Source organism: Nocardiopsis deserti, from assembly GCF_008638355.1.
Taxonomy (GTDB): Bacteria; Actinomycetota; Actinomycetes; order Streptosporangiales; family Streptosporangiaceae; genus Nocardiopsis; species Nocardiopsis alborubida.
In genome coordinates, this window is record NZ_VWVS01000021.1 from 1 (window position 1) to 20,048 (window position 20,048).

At 72.3% G+C, this 20,048-nt stretch carries 21 protein-coding genes and 1 tRNA gene; 11 read left to right on the forward strand and 11 right to left on the reverse strand.

Features of this window, described 5'->3' with window-relative positions; translation table 11 throughout:
- Positions 1–303 (reverse strand): ClpX C4-type zinc finger protein (locus tag FYW99_RS25790; protein WP_317847019.1); only part of this gene is annotated, 303 nt, incomplete at its 3' end.
- A gap of 311 nt (positions 304–614) precedes the next feature.
- Between FYW99_RS25790 and FYW99_RS32555 the strand changes: the two genes are divergently transcribed.
- Entirely contained in the window at positions 615–1,406 is a 792-nt protein-coding gene (locus FYW99_RS32555) for a VWA-like domain-containing protein (protein WP_150254632.1), read from the forward strand.
- On the forward strand, positions 1,403–2,173 hold the full coding sequence (locus FYW99_RS25800) for a hypothetical protein (protein WP_150254633.1): 771 nt from the start codon (positions 1,403–1,405) through the stop codon (positions 2,171–2,173). The genes FYW99_RS32555 and FYW99_RS25800 overlap by 4 nt, the downstream gene beginning before the upstream one ends.
- A gap of 23 nt (positions 2,174–2,196) precedes the next feature.
- Here the strand turns inward: FYW99_RS25800 and FYW99_RS25805 are convergent, their stop codons facing one another.
- From FYW99_RS25805 to FYW99_RS25815, 3 genes are all read right to left on the reverse strand, one after another.
- On the reverse strand, positions 2,197–3,279 hold the full coding sequence (locus tag FYW99_RS25805) for a TetR/AcrR family transcriptional regulator (RefSeq protein ID WP_150254722.1): 1,083 nt from the start codon (positions 3,277–3,279) through the stop codon (positions 2,197–2,199).
- Positions 3,280–3,469: 190 nt separating this feature from the next.
- On the reverse strand, positions 3,470–3,988 hold the full coding sequence (locus tag FYW99_RS25810) for a 3'-5' exoribonuclease (RefSeq protein ID WP_150254634.1): 519 nt from the start codon (positions 3,986–3,988) through the stop codon (positions 3,470–3,472).
- Between the two features lie 256 nt (positions 3,989–4,244).
- Positions 4,245–4,985, reverse strand: coding sequence for a TetR/AcrR family transcriptional regulator (locus FYW99_RS25815; RefSeq protein ID WP_150254635.1), 741 nt, complete (start codon positions 4,983–4,985; stop codon positions 4,245–4,247).
- Positions 4,986–5,076: 91 nt separating this feature from the next.
- Between FYW99_RS25815 and FYW99_RS25820 the strand changes: the two genes are divergently transcribed.
- Both FYW99_RS25820 and FYW99_RS25825 read left to right on the forward strand, forming a co-directional pair.
- Positions 5,077–6,033 (forward strand): ATP-binding cassette domain-containing protein, encoded by a 957-nt coding sequence (locus tag FYW99_RS25820; RefSeq protein ID WP_190394812.1) that lies wholly within the window; start codon positions 5,077–5,079, stop codon positions 6,031–6,033.
- Positions 6,030–6,902 (forward strand): ABC transporter permease, encoded by an 873-nt coding sequence (locus tag FYW99_RS25825; protein ID WP_150254637.1) that lies wholly within the window; start codon positions 6,030–6,032, stop codon positions 6,900–6,902. The genes FYW99_RS25820 and FYW99_RS25825 overlap by 4 nt, the downstream gene beginning before the upstream one ends.
- A 135-nt stretch (positions 6,903–7,037) precedes the next feature.
- Here FYW99_RS25825 and FYW99_RS25830 read toward each other — a convergent pair whose 3' ends face one another.
- Positions 7,038–8,618 carry a pectate lyase family protein gene (locus tag FYW99_RS25830; RefSeq protein WP_150254638.1) on the reverse strand — a complete coding sequence of 527 codons (1,581 nt, stop codon included), beginning with the start codon at positions 8,616–8,618 and terminating at the stop codon, positions 7,038–7,040.
- Positions 8,619–8,995: 377 nt separating this feature from the next.
- On the opposite strand from FYW99_RS25830, the gene FYW99_RS25835 reads away from it, so the two are divergent.
- Both FYW99_RS25835 and FYW99_RS25840 read left to right on the forward strand, forming a co-directional pair.
- Entirely contained in the window at positions 8,996–9,427 is a 432-nt protein-coding gene (locus FYW99_RS25835; protein ID WP_150254639.1) for a hypothetical protein, read from the forward strand.
- Entirely contained in the window at positions 9,424–9,747 is a 324-nt protein-coding gene (locus FYW99_RS25840; protein ID WP_150254640.1) for a winged helix-turn-helix domain-containing protein, read from the forward strand. Before FYW99_RS25835 ends, FYW99_RS25840 begins: the two co-directional genes overlap by 4 nt.
- A gap of 160 nt (positions 9,748–9,907) precedes the next feature.
- Here FYW99_RS25840 and FYW99_RS25845 read toward each other — a convergent pair.
- From FYW99_RS25845 to FYW99_RS25860, 4 genes are all read right to left on the reverse strand, one after another.
- Positions 9,908–9,981, reverse strand: a tRNA-Val gene (locus FYW99_RS25845).
- Positions 9,982–10,032: 51 nt separating this feature from the next.
- On the reverse strand, positions 10,033–10,485 hold the full coding sequence (locus FYW99_RS25850; RefSeq protein ID WP_150254641.1) for a peroxiredoxin: 453 nt from the start codon (positions 10,483–10,485) through the stop codon (positions 10,033–10,035).
- Between the two features lie 93 nt (positions 10,486–10,578).
- Complete coding sequence (locus tag FYW99_RS25855) at positions 10,579–11,004, reverse strand: DUF3052 domain-containing protein (RefSeq protein ID WP_017567571.1); 426 nt, start codon at positions 11,002–11,004, stop codon at positions 10,579–10,581.
- Positions 11,005–11,173: 169 nt separating this feature from the next.
- Positions 11,174–11,581, reverse strand: coding sequence for a secondary thiamine-phosphate synthase enzyme YjbQ (locus tag FYW99_RS25860; protein ID WP_150254642.1), 408 nt, complete (start codon positions 11,579–11,581; stop codon positions 11,174–11,176).
- A gap of 128 nt (positions 11,582–11,709) precedes the next feature.
- On the opposite strand from FYW99_RS25860, the gene FYW99_RS25865 reads away from it, so the two are divergent.
- Positions 11,710–13,362, forward strand: coding sequence for an alkaline phosphatase D family protein (locus FYW99_RS25865; RefSeq protein WP_150254643.1), 1,653 nt, complete (start codon positions 11,710–11,712; stop codon positions 13,360–13,362).
- 117 nt (positions 13,363–13,479) lie between these two features.
- Here FYW99_RS25865 and FYW99_RS25870 read toward each other — a convergent pair whose 3' ends face one another.
- Both FYW99_RS25870 and FYW99_RS25875 read right to left on the reverse strand, forming a co-directional pair.
- Positions 13,480–14,523 carry a hypothetical protein gene (locus FYW99_RS25870; RefSeq protein WP_150254644.1) on the reverse strand — a complete coding sequence of 348 codons (1,044 nt, stop codon included), beginning with the start codon at positions 14,521–14,523 and terminating at the stop codon, positions 13,480–13,482.
- Between the two features lie 322 nt (positions 14,524–14,845).
- On the reverse strand, positions 14,846–16,108 hold the full coding sequence (locus FYW99_RS25875; RefSeq protein WP_150254645.1) for a PucR family transcriptional regulator: 1,263 nt from the start codon (positions 16,106–16,108) through the stop codon (positions 14,846–14,848).
- 242 nt (positions 16,109–16,350) lie between these two features.
- Between FYW99_RS25875 and FYW99_RS25880 the strand changes: the two genes are divergently transcribed.
- From FYW99_RS25880 to fabF, 4 genes are all read left to right on the forward strand, one after another.
- The gene (locus FYW99_RS25880; protein WP_150254646.1) at positions 16,351–17,328 is read left to right on the forward strand and encodes an ACP S-malonyltransferase; all 978 of its coding nucleotides are present in this window, start codon (positions 16,351–16,353) and stop codon (positions 17,326–17,328) included.
- A 2-nt stretch (positions 17,329–17,330) separates the two neighbouring features.
- Positions 17,331–18,287, forward strand: coding sequence for a beta-ketoacyl-ACP synthase III (locus FYW99_RS25885; RefSeq protein WP_150254647.1), 957 nt, complete (start codon positions 17,331–17,333; stop codon positions 18,285–18,287).
- A gap of 107 nt (positions 18,288–18,394) precedes the next feature.
- A complete protein-coding gene (locus FYW99_RS25890; RefSeq protein ID WP_017567578.1) occupies positions 18,395–18,637 on the forward strand; it encodes an acyl carrier protein in 243 nt (80 codons plus the stop codon).
- Between the two features lie 128 nt (positions 18,638–18,765).
- Entirely contained in the window at positions 18,766–20,004 is a 1,239-nt protein-coding gene (gene fabF / locus FYW99_RS25895) for a beta-ketoacyl-ACP synthase II (protein WP_150254648.1), read from the forward strand.
- Positions 20,005–20,048: the final 44 nt, after the last annotated feature.

Here is a 20,048-nt window from a genome sequence, read left to right on the forward strand (position 1 = left end):
CTCCGAACGCACCCGCTTGTAGTGGTTGTACACCGCCACCGACAACGCCTTCTTGGCCTGCTCCTGACCGATCACATACGAGTCCAGGAACTCGTAGATCTCCCGAGGCTTGGGCAGAGAGTCCCAGTCGGTCTCCGAGGGGAGGACGCCCTCCTCCTCTTCCATGATCTCGTTGCACAGGCCGACGCACTCGTCACAGATACAGATGTGACCGGGCCCGGCGATGAGGCGGCGGACCTGGCTCTGGTCCTTGCCGCAGAACGAGCACTTGAGCAGGGGCCCACTGGCACCGGTGCGTGTCACTAGAAACGTTCTCCTCACGCGGGCAGCGCCCGGGTGGTTGGGCGGGGTCGCCCCCCGAGGCCAGATGATCTCAACATCCGGATTCTCACGGTAGCCCCTGCCGGGACGGGCCGCAAAGCAGGACCGCGTCGCGCCCGCGCCCGGAGGCGGACCGCAGCCCTTCCCCGACACACCACCACCCGTCAACGTCGATTGACTTTTCCCCTGAGTCAACCTACGTTGACTCATGGAGGTGCGACACCTCCGCCACCAGCGGGGACGCACGTGCCACCCGTCGCTCCGCCCTGCCCACGCACCCTCCGGAGGACCAGATGACGTCCCATTCCGCCGTCCGCACGGCGCTCGCGCTCGCCGTCCGCGCCGACCTGCCCGTCCTGTTGTGGGGCGCGCCGGGGACCGGCAAGACCTCCGCGGTGGCGGCGCTGGGCCGCGCGCTGGAGCTGCCCGTTGAGGTGGTGGTGGGCTCCGTCCGCGAACCCAGCGACTTCTCCGGGCTGCCCGTCGTCCGCGACGACGGCACCTGGTTCGCTCCACCGCGCTGGGCCGAGCGCCTGGCCGCACGGGGCCTGGGTCTGCTCTTCCTCGACGAACTGACCACCGCGCCCCCGGCGGTCCAGGCGGCCATGCTGCGCGTGGTGCTCGAACGCGCCGTGGGAGACCTCGACCTGCCCGAGGGGGTGCGCGTGGTCGCCGCGGCCAACCCGCGGGTCTGCGGCCCCGGCCGACGGCTGCGGGTGGTCTGCTGCGACCTGCGCGCCCACCCCGTGCAGACGGTGCGCCGGGCACGGGAGATCCGGCTGCTCGGAGGCGGGGGCACCGACCTGCGCGAGGGGATCGCGGCGGCGGTGGCGACGCGTCCCCGGCCGGACCTGCTGCTGGTGCTCACCGACGGGCACACCCCCTGGCCGGGCGGGCGTCCGCCGGTGCCGGTCGCGGTCGGGCTGGTCGGCGGGGCGGCCGTGCCGCCGCCACCGCCGGACTGGGCCCACGTGGTGCCCCTGCCCGCCGACCCACGACACGAACGAAGGGTTGCCGGTGTCCACGGCACGGCGCCCACTGACCCGGGCCCCGGTGGGGGCCCTGACGGACGGAGGAGACCATGAACGTCGCATTCGACGACCACGAGCCCGAACCCGAGGACCTGCACCTGTGGACCGCGCGTGGTTTCACCGTGGCGGACGCCCGCCGCTGGATCGACGCCGGGTTCCGGCTGGCGGAGGCCGAGCGCTGGCGCGGCAGCGGCGTGTACCGGCCCGGCCCCGCCCAGGAGTGGCGCGCGGCCGGACTGAGCCCGTACACGGTCCGGCCCATGCTCCGGGCGGGGATGGCCCCTCGGGACGCCGTGCGCTGGCACGAGCTGGGCTACTCCCCCGCCGAGGCGGCCGAACGGCACCTGGCCGGTGAGCGTCCCCGGCCGCGTCGGCTGCTGGGGGCCCTGTTGCCGGTGCGGCGGCCCCCCGGCCTGGACCTGAGCGAGGAGCAGGCCCAGACCATGGACGCCCTGCTGTCGGCGGGAGTACCCGCGGCGACAGCGCGCGCCTACCTGGACACGGGTTGGGACGGGACCGACGCCGTGCCGTGGGCCCGCGCGGGGGTGGACCCCGCGCAGGCCCGGGTGTACCGGGCGATCGGGTTCTCCCCCCGGGAGGGCGCGGCGCTGGCCGGGGACGGCCGCGACGCGTTGGCGCTCATGTGCGAGTGGTGGGACGAGGGCGTGCCCCGCGGGGAGGTCGCGGCCTGGGCGGTGGCGGGGTTCGGCTCGGCCGAGGCGGCGCGTGCCCGCGCCGCGGGCGCCGATCCGGAGGGAGCGCGGGTGCTGCGCGCCCTGGGCGGTCGGCCCCCGGCACCGGAGGAGGACTCCGACCGGTGACGGGGTCTCCTGTCCGGGGCCGTCTACCGGCAGCCCGCCTTCGCGCCGAGGTCCGCGGCGACGGCGTGACCCGCGCCGCGGGCGTCGGAACGGGCGGTGATCCGGCCGTCGGCGACGCGGACGGCGGCCTCGGTGGCGTCGCCGACCAAGGGCACGCCCGCCGCGGCGGCGATCTCACCGGAGGCGTCGAACACCACGCGCAGGCGCGGCCAGGCCCGTTCGGGGAGGGCCTGGCGCAGGCAGCCGCACAGGTCGGCCACGGCCAGCCGCGCGAGCGGGATCAGCTCGTCCGGGTCCTCGGTGACCACCACGGCGGTCACCGAGGACCCCGCGGGCGCTGAACGCAGCGCCTCCTCCGCCGCTTCGAGGCGTTGCGTGCCCAGGACCACCACGATCCCGTCCTCGGCCAGGGACACGGGGCGCCTGCGGACCGCGTCGAAGGCCTCCGGCGGCGACCACTCCTCGTCGGCGGGCAGGGCCTGGCGCACGTGCGCCAGGTGGGGCGGCGGCCAGGCGTCCTCCAGGTCCAGGTCGGCCAGGCGCTCGCAGGCGCGCACCACCGCGAAGGGGTCCGCGAAGCCGGGCGCGACCCCGGCCAGTTGGCCGGTCCCGTACAGGGTGGTGAGCACGGTCCCGGCCACGCGCACCCGGCGCCCACCGGGGTCGGACGGGGGTTCCAGCGCCTCCAGGGACAGACCGAGCAGGAGCGCGTTCAGCCGCATGAGCTGGGCGAAGGCGGTCCGGACCGGTTCGTCGGAGAGGACCTCGGGCGGAAGCGCCGTCCCGGTCAGGGGGGACTCGCCGGTGGTGGGGAGCCGGGAGGCCCAGGCGCGGGCGAGCGCGCCCAGTGCCGTGCGGGCGGTGTACCCGGGTTCGGGGCGGGCGGCCTCGGCGGAGCGCTCGGCGGCGTCGGCCAGCACCGACAGGTACAGGGCGCGCTTGCCGGGGAAGTTGGAGTAGACCGCGCCCCGGGTGAGGTCGACCCGTTCGGCGATACGGTCGACCTTGGCGTCGCGGAAGCCGTGCTCGGCGAACTCGTCCCCGGCCGCGGACAGCACGCGTGCCCGGTTGCGGGCCTGGCGCTGCGCCCTGGTGAGCCGGACCATCGTGCTTCCCCTCGCTTCGGCGTCCACCCATCCTACGGTGGGATGCCCCGGGCACCCGGATACTTGGGAAATCCCGATGCCCCGGGTATTCGGACACGGACGGAGACCGCCTCGGAGGTCGGGCCGCCGCCGGGGACCGGCCGCCGCTGGCCGGGAGCTCCGGGAAGGCCCCTGACAGGGGAGGCTCAGGTCAGGAGTGCTCCTCCAGCCACCGTGCGCGCCGCATCAGGTGCCGGGCGTCGGCGAGGGCGTGGTGCAGCCCCGACTTCTGGGGCGGAAGCCTCGGGTCCCCGAGCCGGAGCGCCTCCTGTTTGAGGTCGTGGGTGAGGAAGGGCACCTCGCGCGGCATCTCGCGGGGCGTCCCCCACAGCTGGCACAGCAGTACGTGGTCGTAGGACCCGTACCATGCCCACAGCTGCGGTTCGGGGGTGGCGCGGAGGAACTCGTGCACCATGCGCGCGATCTCCCCGCGGGTGCGCACGTGCGGGTGGCCGGTGTCCAGGACGGCGCCCTCCGGTCCGTCGCGCAGCGGCAGCTGCGGCCAGACGTGCTCGGACAGCCACGGGTGCGAGCGCACGAGGTCCTGGTCGAACTCGGAGCTGACCGCGTACAGCTCGCGGCCGTCCTCGGCCACCATGCCGATGCTGACCAGGACCAGGGGGTGCTCCGGCCCCCGCTCGACGAACTCGGTGTCGTAGTACACGCGCATGTGCGTTCCTCCCCGGGCGGCCGGACGGGCGGGTGCGCCCGCGCCGCGTGGAGTCCGGCCCGTCGGCCACGGTCGCACACGCGGGGGCCCCGCGTCAGCCGGTTTCCCGCTTCCGTTCGGCGGCGACACGCTCACTGGCAGGAGAACGCGCCAGCCGGTGAGGACGGGTGGCTGATGTGTCGTGCTCGCCGCCTGGCAGCACGTGGAGGCGGCTGCCCGGCACCCCGGCGGCCCTTCTCCCCGTACCGACGCCCGCTCAACGGGCGGCCCGGCGCGCCACCTCCCGGTCGATTCCGTCCAGCACGAACCCCAGCCCCAGGGCGAAGGTCTCCTCCCAGTCGGCGTCGAAGGCCTCATCGTCCATGGCCGCCATGGTGGGGAAGTCGCCGGACTCCATGGCCTTGACCAGTACCGAGAGCTGGTTGCCCCAGAACTCCTCGTCTGTCATGCCGCTCTCGACCGTGGCGTTCTCGCGCAGGATCCTCTGGCGTACCGAACCGGTGACGTAGGAGTCCAGCAGGGAGATCACCATGAACTTCTCCTGGTCGCTGAAGGGCAGGTCCGCCAGGCCGGACATGGTCTCCTCCATCTCCGCGACGCTGTTGGGGCCCAGCACCGGCCGGCTCCAGTTGACCTGGAGCAGCCACCGGTGCCTCAGGTACAGCTCCCGGCCCCGCCATGCGGCGGTGGCGAGCGTGTCCCGCCAGCCGCCGTCCGGGTCGAGACGGCCGAGCTGGGTGCCGCTGACGTGGTCGAGCATGAGATTGAGCAGCTCGGACTTGTTCGGAACGTAGCGGTACAGGGACATCGTGCCCATCCCGAGCGCCGCGGCCAGCTTGCGCATGGACAGGGCCTCGATGCCCTCGGCCTCGGCGATGGCGATGCCGGTGTTCACGATCCGCTCCAGGGACAGGGCGGGTCTGGGGCCCTTCCGGGACTCGGGGAGGCCCTCCCAGAGCAGCTGTTGGCTCCGGGCGAGCGGGTTTTCCTCGGTCATGCCCTCTCCCTCGGCGCGGAGGCGGTTGCGTACTGCGGACAGCGTACGCTACCGTGCTGCGTACGTTGTACTCAGAAAACAGGAGGCTCCCGTGCGGCCATCGGAACCAGCGGTCACGACCAGTGGTCTGACCAAGCGGTACGGGGAGAAGCTCGCCCTCGACGGGGTGGACCTCGCGGTGCCGCGCGGCTCGGTCCACGGCCTGCTCGGACCCAACGGTGCGGGGAAGACGACGACGGTACGCATCCTCGCCACGCTCACCAGAGGCGACGCCGGGAAGGCGTCGGTCGCCGGTTACGACGTGCGCGCCCAGCCGAGAGAGGTCCGCGCGAGCATCGGCCTGGTCGGGCAGCAGACCGCCGTCGACGACCTCCTCAGCGCCCGGCAGAACCTCACCACCTTCGGACGGCTCTTCCGGCTGGACAAGGCGGCGGCCCGCCGTCGTGCCGACGAACTGCTGGAGCTCTTCGGGCTGGCGGACGCCGCGAAGAGCTCGCCCGGGACCTTCTCCGGCGGGATGCGCCGCAGGCTGGACCTTGCCGCCAGCATGATCCTCGCCCCGGATGTGCTCTTCCTGGACGAGCCGACCACCGGTCTGGACCCCGCGGGGCGGCGCGAGGTCTGGCAGGCGGTGCGCGAGCTCGCCGCGCAGGGCACCACGGTGCTGCTGACCACCCACTACCTCGACGAGGCCGACCAGCTCTGCGACCGGATCAGCGTCGTCGACGGGGGCAGGAACCTCGTCGACGACACCCCGGCCGGGCTGAAGCGGAGGATCGGTGACGAACGGCTCGAGGTCGCCGTCGCGGATCCCGACGCGCTGCCCCAGGTCGCCGAGATCGTCGGCCGGGTGGCCGGCGTCGACGTGGCCCTCGCCGAGGGAAGCATCAGCGTCCCCGTCGCCGACGGCGTCCGCGCGCTGACCGAGGTCGCCGCCGAGGTCCGCCAGCGGGGCCTGGAGATCGAGGACATCGGGCTGCGCCGGCCCACCCTCGACGAGGCCTTCCTCCACCTGACCGCACGGCTCGCCGAGGAGACCGCCCGATGAACGCCACCGACCAGACGCCCCCGCCCTTCACGGCCTCCCGGATCCCTCCGTCGGCCCCGGCCTCCCGTCTCGTCTGGGCCGTCAGGGACTGCTGGACGATCGTCGTGCAGGAGTTCACCCACCTGGCACGTCAGCCCTCCACGTTCGCCTGGCAGCTCGGCATGCCGGTGGTGATGGTGCTCATGTTCGTCTACGTCTTCGGCTCGGCCATGGACGTCACCGGGCAGGGTGCGGGCGAGGGGTACATCGACTACGCCATGCCCGGCATGTTCGCGATGATCATGGCTTTCGGGTTCATGAACACGGCGTTCTCCGTGACCCTGAACAAGGAGAAGGGGTTCATGGACCGTTTCCGGTCCATGCCCATGTCCCCGTCGGCCGTGGTGACCGGCCGCGGGGTCGCCGACATCATCCAGGCGGCGATCGACCTCGCGGTCATCGCGGGACTGGCGCTGGTCATCGGCTGGCGTGCGGGCGGTAGCCCGGTCGAGACGCTGTCCGCCTTCGTGCTGCTGCTGTGGCTGCGGCTCGCCCTGATCTTCGTGGGCGTCTACCTGGGCCTGGTGATCAGGAACACCGAGGTTGCGGGCTCCCTCTTCGCTGTCGCCTTCCCACTCGGTTTCATCTCCTCGGTCTTCGCGCCCCCGGAGATGATGCCGGGCTGGCTCGGGGCCGTCGCGGCGTGGAACCCCGTGTCCTCGACGGCGAACGCGATCCGCGAGCTCTTCGCGACCCCCGGCGCGGGCGCCGGGGAGACGAGTTACTGGATCGACGGGCACGCGATCGGCGGTGCACTCGTCTGGCCGGTCGTGATCATGCTGGTCTTCGTCCCGCTGGCGGTGCGGCAGTTCCGGAACCTGGGCAGGTAGTGCCACCGAGACGGCGCCCGCGGCCCGCTCCCGGCGTCAGCGCCGGGAACGGCCGGTCCGTCCGGTTCCTCCGGACGGACCGGCCGCTGTCCGGTCGGCTCCGGCCTCTCGGCCGGATCGGTTGCGGGTCGGCGGCTAGCCGGCGTAGGTCTCGAACTCGGCGACGCGCGGCGTGCCGTTCGAGCTGGTGATCTCGAAGTTGATCTTCCGCAGCGTCGTCGGGTCGATGTTGATGACGCCCGCTCCGCTTCCGGTGGCCAGGACGTCACCGGTGTCGTGTTCGACGACCCGCCAGGAGCCGATGTTGCCCTCGGCTCCGGCCGCCTCGCGGATGTTGATCGTGGACACCGTGGTGTCGGATCCCCACTTGACCGAGATGCGACCGGTCGAGCTGCTCGGCGACCAGTAGGTGCCCATGTCGCCGTCGACGACGTTCCCGTAGCTGGTCCCGCTGGCCTTGCCGGAACCGTCGGCCCCGGCCCCGATGCTGAGGTTGGTCCCCTCGGGCGGGTCGGTCGGGTCCGGGTCGGGCGGGTCAGTCGGGTCCGGGTCCGGCGGGTCGGTCGGGTCCGGGTCCGGCGGGTCGGTGGGGTCGGGGTCCGGCGGGTTCTCCGCCTCGCAGTTGCCGTCCGAGACCTGGTTGCCCGTGTTCGCGCCCGCGATCTGGCCCAGCATCCCCGGCACGCACCCGGCGTCGTCGAGCTCGTAGGAGTAGGGGATGCTCACCGACGTGGTGGACTGGGGGTTGGGCCCGGCGGGGTAGTTCTCGTCACCCTCGCTGGACCAGGTCACGTTGTCGAAGATGTTGCCGCCGACCTCCCAGGTGCCCCTCTCATCGGTGTAGAAGGTGCCCAGGACGTCCTTGGAGTCCTCGAAGTAGTTGTTCTCCACCTTCGCTCTGGCCCCGGCCCGGGAGTTGATCCCGGACTCGTGGAGCTCCGCGTAGTGGTTGTTGTACATGTGGCCTATGCCGCCGCGCAGCAGAGGCGCGCGCGAGTCGAGGTTCTCGAACCGGTTGTGGTGGTACGTGACGTAGCCGTTCGAGCGGTCGCTCTCGCTGGACCCGACCAGACCGCCACGGCCGGAGTTGCGCAGGATGCTGTAGGAGAGGGTGACGTACTGGGTGTTGTTCTTCATGTCGAAGAGGCCGTCGTAGCCCTCCGACTCCCCGCCCGACGCCTCCAGGGTGACGTGGTCGACCCAGACGTTGCGGACTCCGCTCTCCATCCCGATGGCGTCGCCGCCGTTGGACGTGGGCGAGCCGGACTTCTTGACGTTCCGGACGGTCACGTTCTGGATGATGATGTTGCTGGACTCCCGGATGTGGATGCCCAGCTGGTCGAACACGGCTCCGCTGCCGGTGCCGACGATCGTGACGTTGCTGATGTTCTTGAGCTCGATCACGTCGTCGGCGGTGTCACAGCTGTCGCCCGACACCTTGGAGGTGTTGCCGTGGTTGATGGTTCCCTCGACCTCGATGATGATCGGGGTGCTGGCGCTGGACCGGTTGCACAGGGCCTCGTGGATCTGGGTCCCGCTCGTGGCCCGTACCGTCTGTCCGCCCGCGCCGCCGGTGGTCCCGCCGTTCTGGGTCGCGTAACCCGTGGCGCTGCCGGTCTGCGCCGAGGCCGAGGCCATCGGCAGGGCCAGACCGGCCGCCACCACGGTCGCGGCGGCCAGCGTCGACAGGAGTCGACGCGTGGTTGATCGTCTCACTGCTCCCCCTTCGTAGTAGAGCACAAGCGTTGACGCGCTTTCCTCGAGAGTAGAGAAAGCGCTTTCCATGTCAAGGGGGGTTAGTGCAACCGTTTGCAAGGAGGACGAACGCATCGGTTACCCGAAGGCCCCTGTGAACTGCGAGTTCACTGTCATCCAACGGAGAAATCGGAACCGGGTACCTCTTGGCGTGCAACCGGTTGGGGCACCTCACCGGCGGCGCCGCGGAACGGGAGGGCGCCTTCGGAGCGACGCCCGGACCACCCCGACGGCTCCCCCATCCCGTGGCGGACCGAACCATCTCGGCTACATGCTTGCGCAAGCACTTTAAGAGCCATAAAGTGCTTTATGAATTTCGATACGGAGGAGAGGGAACCATGGACGGACACGATCGCGAGTCGGCCCAGCGGACCATCACCGAGGCGACGCGCCTGCGCGAACACGCGACCGCCGCCGGACGCTGGTACGGCGGGTACCTGCTGTTCCTGGGTGTGGCCTCGGCGGGGCTGCTCGTCCTGACCGACGCGCTCTTTCCCGACGGCTTCGGTCGGAACCTGGCCATCGGCGGATGGTTCGTGACCGTCATGCTGGCCTCCGTGTGGGCCCAGCGGCGCCGGGTGTTCCCTGCGGGCGCCGCCCGGGCGACGGTGCTGGCGAGCTCGGTGTGGTTCGGTTCCTACCTCCTGGTCGTCGGCCCGCTCGTGCGGTGGCAGTACCAGGACTCGCTGCTGGCGTGGACCCTCGCCGCGGCCGCAATGTCGCTGCCCTTCGCCGTGGCCGCCCTGCTCGTGGGGAGGGCCGGGCGATGAACCACCCGCGCCGCGACCTGGATCCGGTGCTCCAATCGGCGGTACGGTTCTCCATCGTCGCCGTCCTGGTCCCGCTGGAGAGAGCGGAGTTCTCCTACGTGCGCGACACCGTGGAGGTCAGCGACTCCTCGCTCTCGCAACACGCGACGGCCCTGGAGAAGGCCGGGTACATGAAGGTGGCGAAGGCACAGGTGGGCCGGCGGGCCAGGACCTGGCTCAGCCTCACCCCCAGCGGCAAGCAGGCGTTCGAGCGCCACCTCGCCCTGTTGAACGAGATCGCCTCCTACACCCCGCCCCAGGGCGCCTCCCGCTCCGAGTGAGCCGGTGCCGCGGCCTCCCCCGCCGATCACCGTCGGCCACGGCTGCGCGGCCCCGGCCACAGGGGGCACCTCGGGGGTCGGGGGTCTTCCCCCGCAGAAACGACGAGACGACCCGGTGAGGCGGCCGAAGGCCCCCGAGCAGGGTCGTCTCGGAGTCGAGTGGGCGCGAAGGGACTCGAACCCCTGACCTATTGCTTGTAAGGCAATTGCTCTAACCAACTGAGCTACGCGCCCGTGCGTCGGACGAGATCATACCGCTTCGCCGGAATCTCCGCGCCCGGGTTCTCAGACCAGCTCGCGCAGCTGCCGCAGGTACTCGTCCACGTCGCGGGGCTCGGAGAACCCCGTAAGGGTGGACCAGCGCACGACGCCCCCGGCGTCGATCAGGAAGGTCCCCCGCCGTGCGGTGCCCCGCTCGGGGTCGAACACCCCGTAGGCCCGGGCCACGCCGCCGTGCGGCCAGAAGTCCGACAGCAGGGGGAACGGGAAGCCCTCCCGGTCGGACCAGGTGCGCAGGGCGAAGACGGAGTCCACCGACACCGCCAGGACCTCGGCGCCGAGCCCGGCGAACTCGGGGTGGCGCGCGCTCAGCTCGGCGAGCTCTCCCGAGCACACGCCCGAGAAGGCCAGCGGGTAGAACACCAGCAGGACGGGGCGGCCCCGCACCGGGGAGGTGTCCTGGCCGTACTGGTCCTGGAGGGTGAAGTCGGGCGCGGGAGCGCCCACGGGGGCGGTCATGGTTCCCTTTCGTCGGCGGGCACTCCTCAGCGCCGCGCGCCCGCCTCTGGGACGCGCGGCACCGGATGCCTCACCCTTCGCGGGTGATGTCCGTCACCGCTTGGGAACGACCAGGCGCGTACCCGACCAGTCGGCGCCGATGCTGACTGCGCTGGTCTGGGAGAGGCCCGACGTCGTCGCGGCCTCGGCGACCTCGTTGGGGGACACGTGCAGCTCACGCCCCGCCTTGGGCGTGAGCACCAGGATGGTCCCACCGTCGGCGATGGTGGTCACCGTGTCCATCAGCGCGTCGGTGAGGTCCTCCTCCTCGTCGGACCGCCACCACAGCAGTGCCGCGTCGACGTCGCCGTCGTAGTCCTCGTCGACCAGCTCCTCACCGGTGAGTTCGGTGATGGATGCGCGCAGGTTCTCGTCGACGTCGTCGTCGAAGCCGAATTCCTGCACCACCTGACCCGGCTTGAATCCGAGTCGGTCAGCCAAGCCGCGTTCGCTCTGTGCCTGGCCCGCGGTCGCGCTCACGAAAGTTCTCCTCCACAGATGGTTTTTCTCAATCTTGCCTGCACGAAGCAGTTGTCACAACGATGCCGGGCTGTTTGCGCGCCCGTCACGTGGGTCCGCTGACCATCGCTGATGGCCTAGTTCACACGCTAGCGGCATGTTCCGTCAACGCGCTGCCAAACCTTCGCCGTCAGGACGAGAGGTAGGACAGGCGTACTCTCCGGTCGGGGTTGTCCACGTTGAGGTCCACCACGGCGATGGACTGCCACGTGCCCAGCTCGAGTCTTCCGCCGACGACCGGAACGGTGGTCTGGGGTGCGACGAAGGCGGGCATCACGTGCGACCTGCCGTGACCCCGCGAGCCGTGCTTGTGCCGCCACCGGTCGTCGGCGGGCAGCAGGTCGGCCAGTGAGGCGAGGAGGTCGTCGTCGGACCCCGCCCCGAGTTCGATGATCGCCACACCCGCCGTGGCGTGCGGGACGAAGACGTTGAGCAGTCCGTCCCCTCCGGTCTCGGCCACGAAGTCGCCGCACTGGCGGGTGATGTCGGTGACGCTCTCCGATCCACCGGTGTGCAGCTCCAGGATCTGTGTCCTCATAGCGCCACCTTCGCGCAGGCGCGGCGCTCGTGCAACCATCACGGTCCCGGCTGTGGATGGCGCTCGGCCCCGCGAGGGTCCATACTCGTCCCCCACATGTGCGAACCTGGTCGAAGGGAGGCGAAACGGTGACTGCTTCTTTGCTTCTGGGGCCCCTGCTCAGGCACCCGGGGGAGACCAGCGCCACGGTGTGGGTGGAGACGGACGCCCCCTGTGCCGTGCGTGTCGTGGTCGACGGCACCGCCGAGGCGACCGCGCGGACCTTCACCGTGCACGGCCACCACTACGCCGTCTGCACGGTCGGGGGGCTGGCCCGGGGCGCGCGCCTGCCCTACGAGGTGTTCCTGGACGGGGACCGGGTCTGGCCGGAGCCGGACAGCCCCTTCCCGCCCAGCACCGTGCGCACCGTGGACCCGGAGGCACCCACGCGGCTGCTGTACGGGTCCTGCCACACGCCCACCCACGACTCCCCCGAGGGCGTGGTCCGCTACGGCCCCGACATGCTGCGCGCCACGGCCCGGCGGCTGGCCCGCGAACCGGTCGGGGGCAATCTGGCGCTGCTGCTCATCGGCGACCAGGTCTACGCCGACGAGGTGCAGCAGCCGATGCTCGCGTTCCTGCGCGAGCGGCGCGCACGCGGGGGCGCCGACGACGACCCCGACGACGAGGTCGTCCACTACGACGAGTACGCCGAGCTGTACCGGCAGGCCTGGAGCGACCCGCAGGTGCGGTGGCTGTTGTCCACCGTGCCGACCCTGATGGTCTTCGACGACCACGACGTGCGCGACGACTGGAACACCTCGGCCGCCTGGCGGCGCGCCATGGACCGGCGGCCCTGGTGGCGCAGGCGCATCACCAGCGGCCTGGGCTCCTACTGGGTGTACCAGCACCTGGGCAACCTCTCCGCACAGGAGAGGGACGGGGACCGGCTGTGGAAGCGGGTGCGCGACACCGACGGCGACACCGGGGACCTGGTCGACGCCTTCGCCTGGCGGGCCCACAGCGAGCCGTCGAGCTACCAGTGGGGGCACCACCACGACTTCGGCGGGGTCCGGCTGGTGATGGTCGACACCCGCTGCTCCCGCGCCCTGGGCGAGGGCGACCCCTCCGACGGGTCCAGGTCGATCCTGGGGCCCCGGGGCCACGACTGGCTGGACGGGCACCTGACCGGCGGACCGGACCACGTCGTGGTCGCCTCGACCGTTCCGGTGCTGCTGCCCCCGGCCGTGCACCGGCTGGAGGCCTGGAACGAGGCGGTGTGCGCGGGCGCCTGGGGGCGGTGGCTGAGCGGGCCCGCCGAGCGGCTGCGCCAGGACATCGACCTGGAGCACTGGGCCGCCTTCCAGTACTCCTTCCGCCGCCTGTCCGACGCCGTGGGGGAGCTGGCGCGGGGCGAGCGGGGCCCGGAACCGGCCACCGTGCTGTTCCTGGGCGGGGACGTGCACTTCTCCTACCTGGCGCGCGCCCGTCACCGCGGGGGCGGTACGAGCCGGGTGACCCAGCTGGTCTCCTCCCCGCTGTGCAACCAGGCCCCGGCGAGCATGCGCCGCATGGTCCGGCTGTCGGTGAGCCGCCCGCTGCGCGCGATCGGGTGGCTGCTGACGCGGCTGGCGCGGGTCCCCGAGCCCGATCTGAGCTGGGACCTGGGGTCGGCCCCCTACTTCGGCAACACCCTGGGCGAGGTCGACTTCGACGGGCGCGGGGCGCGGGCCTCCTGGTACCACTGCGCCCGGGGCGGGGGCGACGCACTGCCCGACGTGCGCATGACCGCGGACCTCTGAGCCCCTGGCCCCGTGTCCGGCCCCTCGTCCGGAGCGGGTGCGCAACGCCGCCGGGGGCGCTGCGGGTCAGGGCTGACCGGCGGCGCCCCCGGACGGGTCAGGGCCTGTCGGAACGGGTCAGGGCTTGTTGGGCGTCGGGCGCCGGCTGGGCTGGGCGCCGCGCCGGGGCTTGCGCACCGAGAGCCCGAGGGCTCCGCTGCCCTGCTCCAGGATGTGGCGGGCCCGGTTCACCGTGCCGCGGGGCGTACGGGCGGGGGCGGCCTCCGCCCTGGCCCCGTCATCCCCGTCGTCCTCTGCCTCGGCGTCCCCGTCCAGGTGGGGCATCGCCCGGGTCGGCCGGACCTCCCTGCCGGACTCCCCGTCCCCCGACGGGGCGCCCAGGTGCGGCAGGACCTCGGTCGGCTTCTCCTCGTCGGCGCCCGTGGACGCCTTCGTGCGCCCGGGCTCCAGGTGCGGGAGCACATCGGTGGCCTCCTGGTCCACCGGCCGGATGGGCCGGGTGCGTTCCGCGGCGGCCGGATCGGCGGCGTCGTCGGGCACCTGCTCGTTCTCCTCGCGCACGGCCTCCTTCCAGGCCCGCTCCTCCTCCGACTTGCGCCGGTCCTGCCGTGCGTTCTCGGCCCGCCAGGAGCGCCAGTTGCGCACCGCGGGGGTGATGAACGGCCAGGTCACCCTCGCCGGGCGCGACAGCGCGTGCCACAGGTAGGCGGTGGTGCCCCACGCCTCCATGGCCCGGCGCGCCTTGGTGATGGTGAAGAAGGTGGGCAGGGCCAGCAGCAGCTGCGGCCAGGCCAGCGCCAACGCGGCGAACAGCGGGTACATGCCCCCGCCGATCACCGACGCGGCCGCGCCGATCACCACCGGGACCAGGGCCAGCGTGATGCGCAGCCCGGTGAACTGGCGGAAGCGGTGCAGCGAGCGGCGCGCGGAGACCTGCGGCACCAGCCCCTCGGGAAGGGGTGTGGGCTGCACGACCAGCGCGAGCAGCATCGTTCCCACGCCCACGCTGGCGGCCAGCAGTATCGTCCACCCCGAGGCGGCCAGTTCGCCGCCCACCAGCAGGTAGACCACGACCAGCACGGGCAGCGGCGCGGGAAGCCAGAACAGCGCCCGTCTGCGCAGCTCACCCTCCTGAGTGGGCGCGAGAACGTAATCGATCATCGGACGGAAGAGCCGGGACCCTATCCTCGGTCGCTCGACCACAGCGTTGACCCCCCAAGAACGTCGTGACGAGGCGGTGCGGGGACCTCCGCCCGAGGATGACGCAGCCTCAACGGTCCCGTCGGCAACCCGCCCACCACAAAGCTATCCCTTTTCATGTGGTCCCCGGGCGTACACAACCAGTTACCGACATACCCGGCTCTGGTGAAACTTCCATAAGGGGACGGACATGGCAGGCAACGATCGGGTTACGCGGCGGGTTCCCGCCGCCGTGCCGCGACCGGAACCGGCCGTCCCCGCACGCGGAGGCCGGGCCCGGAGGTCAGGCGTCGTGGGTCCGCGCGAGCCGCCCGAGGGCGACCGCCACGCGCAGGACGAAGGAGCCGCGCCCGTCGGAGGGCGTGCGCCCGGTGAGCTCGGCGATGCGGCTGAGCCGGTAGCGGACCGTGTTGGGGTGCACGAACAGCATCCGCGCGGTGGCCTCCAGCGACGAGGCGTGCTCCAGGTACACCGACAGCGTGTCCAGCAGCGGCGACCCCGCGCCCAGCAGGGGCACGTACACCTCCTCGACCAGCTGCCTGCGGGCCTCGGCCTCGCCCTGGAGCGCACGTTCGGGCAGCAGGTCGTCGGCGAGCACCGGACGCGGCGCGTCCGGCCAGGCCACGGCGGCCCGCAGCCCGTTGACCGCGGCGCGCAGCGAGGCCCCCGCGGCCCGCAGGTCGGGAACGGCCGGCCCCACCACCACCGGGCCCGAGCCGAAGAGCCCGGCCAGCGGTTCGGCCGCGGCCGCGGGCAGGTCCTCCGCCGGGTAGCGGTCCCCCACCCCGATCACCACGACCACGCGGCGGCCCTGCATCCCGGCCAGCACGTCGTGGCCGAGGCGGCGCGCGGCCGAGCGCAGGTCGTCCAGGGCCTTGCCGCCGTCGTCGTCGCCGACCTCCCCGACCACCGCGACGACCGGGGTGTGCGACCAGCTCAGCGCCGAACCCCAGGTCTGGAGGCCGTCCTCCTGGTCGCCGTGCAGCAGGGCGTCAACGATCAGGGCCTCCAGGCGCGCGTCCCACGCGCCGCGCGCCTCGGCGGCGCGCGCGTAGACCTTCGCGGAGCTGAAGGCCACCTCGCGCGTGTAGCGCAGCACGGCCTCGCGCAGCTGCTGGGCGCCGCCGGGCGCGGCCAGCTCCTCCACCTGGCCCTCGACCACGTCGATGACCACGCGGATCATGTCGACGGTCTGCTGGAGGGAGACCGAGCGCGTGAGCTCGCGCGGCGCGGTGCCGAAGACCTCGACGGTGATGGCCGGGCGGCCGCGCACCGGGTTGCGGAACCAGTCGACGAAGGCGGCCACCCCGGACTGGGCGACCAGGCCGATCCACGAGCGGTCCTCGGCCGACATCCGGCGGAACCAGCCCAGGCGCTGTTCCATGCGCGCCACGGCGGCCGTGCCGAGCGCGCCCATGGAGCGCTCCAGGCGGCGCACGGTCTCGGCGCGGACGCGTTCCTGCTCCGTGGGGACGGACATGTCCGCGCCCTCCGGGGCTGCCGCGGTGCCCTGGTCGTCCGGGGTCTGGTGGGGTTCGGTGTTCACCTCTCCAGGTTCGCATCCCGCGGCGCCCGCCCGACGGGCCGCCCCGCGTCCACGGCGGACGAGAACCGCTGGCGTGACCGGGCGCGCGCGCAGCGTACCGTCGAAGAGTGACCTCTCCCACCGGTTCCGGGCCCGTGGACGCACGTTCGGCACCGTTTTGTGGAGTCCCAACAAACGGTGTCGAGTAAGTTCGTGCTCCTCCCCCTCTGACCGGTGATCTCCTACAGGGCAAGGTTGATGTCGTGCTTGTAATCGTTGCTCCCGGCCAAGGCGCCCAGGTTCCCGGCTTCCTCTCCCCGTGGCTCGAACTGCCCGGTGTCTCCGCGCAGGTCGAGGCGTGGTCCGAGGTGGCCGGGCTGGACCTGATGCGTTACGGCACCACCGCGGACGCGGACGAGATCCGCGACACAGCGGTCGCCCAACCCCTGCTGGTCGGAGCCGGCCTCATCGCGGCCTCCGCCGTGCTCGGCCCCCTGTCGGCGCCCTCCCCCGCGCTGCCCGCCGAGGGCGCGCTGCTGGACGCCGTCGCGGGTCACAGCGTCGGTGAGTTCACGGCCGCCGTGATCGCCGGGGTCCTGTCCCCCAAGGACGCCCTGGGGTTGGTCGCCGAACGCGGCCGGGGCATGGCCGACGCCGCGGCGCGGACCGAGACCGGAATGACCGCCGTGCTCGGCGGCGACCGCGAGCAGGTGCTGGCGGCGATCGCCGCCGCCGGACTGACCGCGGCCAACGACAACGGCTCCGGCCAGATCGTGGCCGCCGGTACCACCGCGCAGCTCACGGCCTTCGCCGAGAACCCGCCCGAGCGGGCGCGGCTGCGCTCCCTGCCGGTCGCGGGCGCCTTCCACACCGAGCACATGGCCCCGGCCGTGGAGCGGGTGCGGGCGGCCGCGGCCCCCCTGTCCCCCTCCGACCCCACGGTGCGTCTGCTCTCCAACGCCGACGGCGCCGTGGTCGAGAGCGGACCCGAGTACCTGGAGCGCCTCATCACCCAGGTCTCCTCCCCGGTCCGCTGGGACGCGTGCACGCAGACCCTGGCCGACCTGGGCGTGACCGCGATGATCGAGCTCACCCCGGCGGGCACGCTCACCGGCCTGGCCAAGCGCGCGCTGCGCGGGGTCGAGCTCCTCGCGGTCAAGACCCCCGACGACCTCGACCGCGCCGGTGCCCTCGTCAAGGAGCACGCCGGGAACCCCGCGGCCACAGACCAGGAAGGCTAACCATGTTCAGCTCCCCGAGAGCTCCCGGAGGCGCGATGATCACCGCCTTCGGCGAGTACCAGCCCTCCCGGGTCATGACCAACGCCGACCTCGAAGAGCGCGTCGACACCAGCGACGAGTGGATCCAGAGCCGCGTGGGCATCCGCGAGCGGCGCATCGCGGGCCCCGAGGACACCGTGACCAGCATGGCCGTGGCGGCGGGCGGCAAGGCCCTGGCCGCCGGCGGCCTGTCCCCCGAGGACGTCGACCTGGTGATCGTGGCCACCTGCACCGTGCAGGACCAGATCCCCAACACGGCCGCCACCGTCGCCGCCAGGTTGGGCATCACCGCCCCGGGCGCCTTCGACCTCAACGCCGCCTGCGCGGGCTTCTGCTACGCCCTGGGCGTGGCCTCGGACATGGTCCGCGGCGGCAGCTCCCGCAACGTGCTGGTGATCGGCTCGGAGAAGCTCAGCGACTGGGTGGACTGGGACGACCGCGGCACCTGTGTGATCTTCGCCGACGGCGCCGGGGCCGCGATCGTCTCCGCCTCCGAGGAGCAGGGCGTCGGCCCCGTGGTGTGGGGTTCCTCCGGCGAGCGGGCCGACAAGATCCACCTGCGCGAGGGCAGGTACCTGTGGCAGGAGGGCCAGGCGGTCTTCCGCTGGACCACCACCGAGCTGTACAAGGTCGCCCTGGAGGCCATGGAGAGGGCGGGTGTGGAGCCCTCGGAGCTGACCGCCTTCGTCCCCCACCAGGCCAACCTGCGTATCGTGGAGGCCATCGCCAAGAAGCTGGGCGCGCCCCAGGCACTCGTGGCCCGCGATATCGTCACCGCTGGCAACACCTCCTCCGCGTCCATCCCTCTCGCGCTCTCGCGGATGATCGGACGCGGGGAGCTGCCGTCGGGGAGCACCGTACTCACCCTGGGCTTCGGAGCGGGGCTGGTCTACGCCGCCCAGGTGATCCGCATCCCCTGATCACCCGCCCGAACCCGCGGTCACACCACGCCAGTCGGGTCCGCGAGTCCGCGGCTCACGTGGTGTCCCTGAGCCGACACGAATCACCGAGCAAGGAGAAAGACGACATGGCCCAGCACAGCGAGCAGGAGATCCTGAAGGGCCTCGGCGAGATCATCGAGGAGATCGTCGGGACCGAGCCCTCCGAGGTCACCCCGGACAAGAGCTTCGTCGACGACCTGGACATCGACTCGCTGTCCATGGTGGAGATCGCCGTCGCCGCCCAGGACAAGTTCGGCGTGGAGATCCCGGACGACCAGCTCAAGGACCTCAAGACGGTCCAGGACGTCATCAACTTCATCCAGAAGTAGAACCGTTCGGGGCGGCGGGACACACCCCGTCCCGCCGCCCGGCCCGCCGTCACGACCGGCTCCCCTCACACCCGCCAACGCCCCCGGCCCCGCAGCCGGGAACGACCCACGAGAAGGGCGATCGGATCATGTCCAAGACCGATGTCGTCGTCACCGGCCTCGGCGCCACCACCCCCCTCGGGGGTGACGTCGCGACCACATGGTCCGCGCTCCTCGACGGCCGCTCCGGCATCAGCATGCTGCCGGAGGAGTGGCACGAGAAGCTCCCGGTGCACTTCGCCGGCCAGATCGCGCAGGAACCCTCCGAGAAGCTCCCCAGGCCGCGCCTGCGCCGCCTGGACCGCACGCAGCAGTTCGCGCTGATCGCCGCGCAGGAGGCCTGGCAGGACGCCGGCTCCCCCGAGGTGGACCCGATCCGCCTGGGCGTGGTGGTCTCCAGCGGGATCGGCGGCATCCTCACCATCCTGGAGCAGTACGACACCTTCCGTGAGAAGGGCTGGAAGCGGGTCTCCCCCTTCACCGTGCCCATGCTCATGCCCAACAGCCCCGCCGCCGCGATCAGCCTGGAGTACACCGCCCGGGCCGGTTCGCACGTGCCGGTGAGCGCCTGCGCCTCCAGCGCCGAGGCCATCGCCAACGGCGTGGACATGATCCGCTCCGGCCGCGCCGACGTGGTGATCGCGGGCGGAACCGAGGCCGCGATCCACCCGCTCAACATCGCCTCGTTCGCGTCCATGCGCGCGCTGTCCACGCGCAACGACGACCCGCAGCACGCCTCCCGCCCCTGGGACAAGGACCGCGACGGCTTCGTCATGGGTGAGGGTGCGGGCATCCTCATCCTGGAGTCGGCCGAGCACGCCGCCCGCCGGGGCGCCCGCGTGTACGCGCACGCCTCGGGCGTGGGCTACACCAACGACGCCTACGACATCGTCCAGCCCGAGCCGGAGGGCACCGGCCAGGCCCGTGCCATCACCCAGGCCCTGACCGACGCCGACCTCACCCCCGAGGACGTCGTGCACGTCAACGCGCACGCCACCTCCACCCCGGCCGGGGACGTGGGCGAGACGCGCGCGATCCGCACCGCGCTGGGCGACTCCGTCGCCGACCGCGTCGCGGTGACCTCCACCAAGTCCATGACCGGCCACCTGCTGGGCGGCGCGGGCGCCGTGGAGTCGATCGCGACCATCCTGGCGCTGCACGACGGGCGTATCCCGCCGACCATCAACATCGAGGAACTCGACCCGGGCGTGGCCGTGGACATCGTCCGCGACAAGCCCCGGGACATGCCCGCGGGCGACGTGGCGGCCATCAACGAGTCCTTCGGGTTCGGCGGCCACAACATCGCGGTGGTCTTCCGCCGCGCCTGACCCCTCGCCGGACGCGGCCTCCGCGTCGGCGAACCCCGCACCGC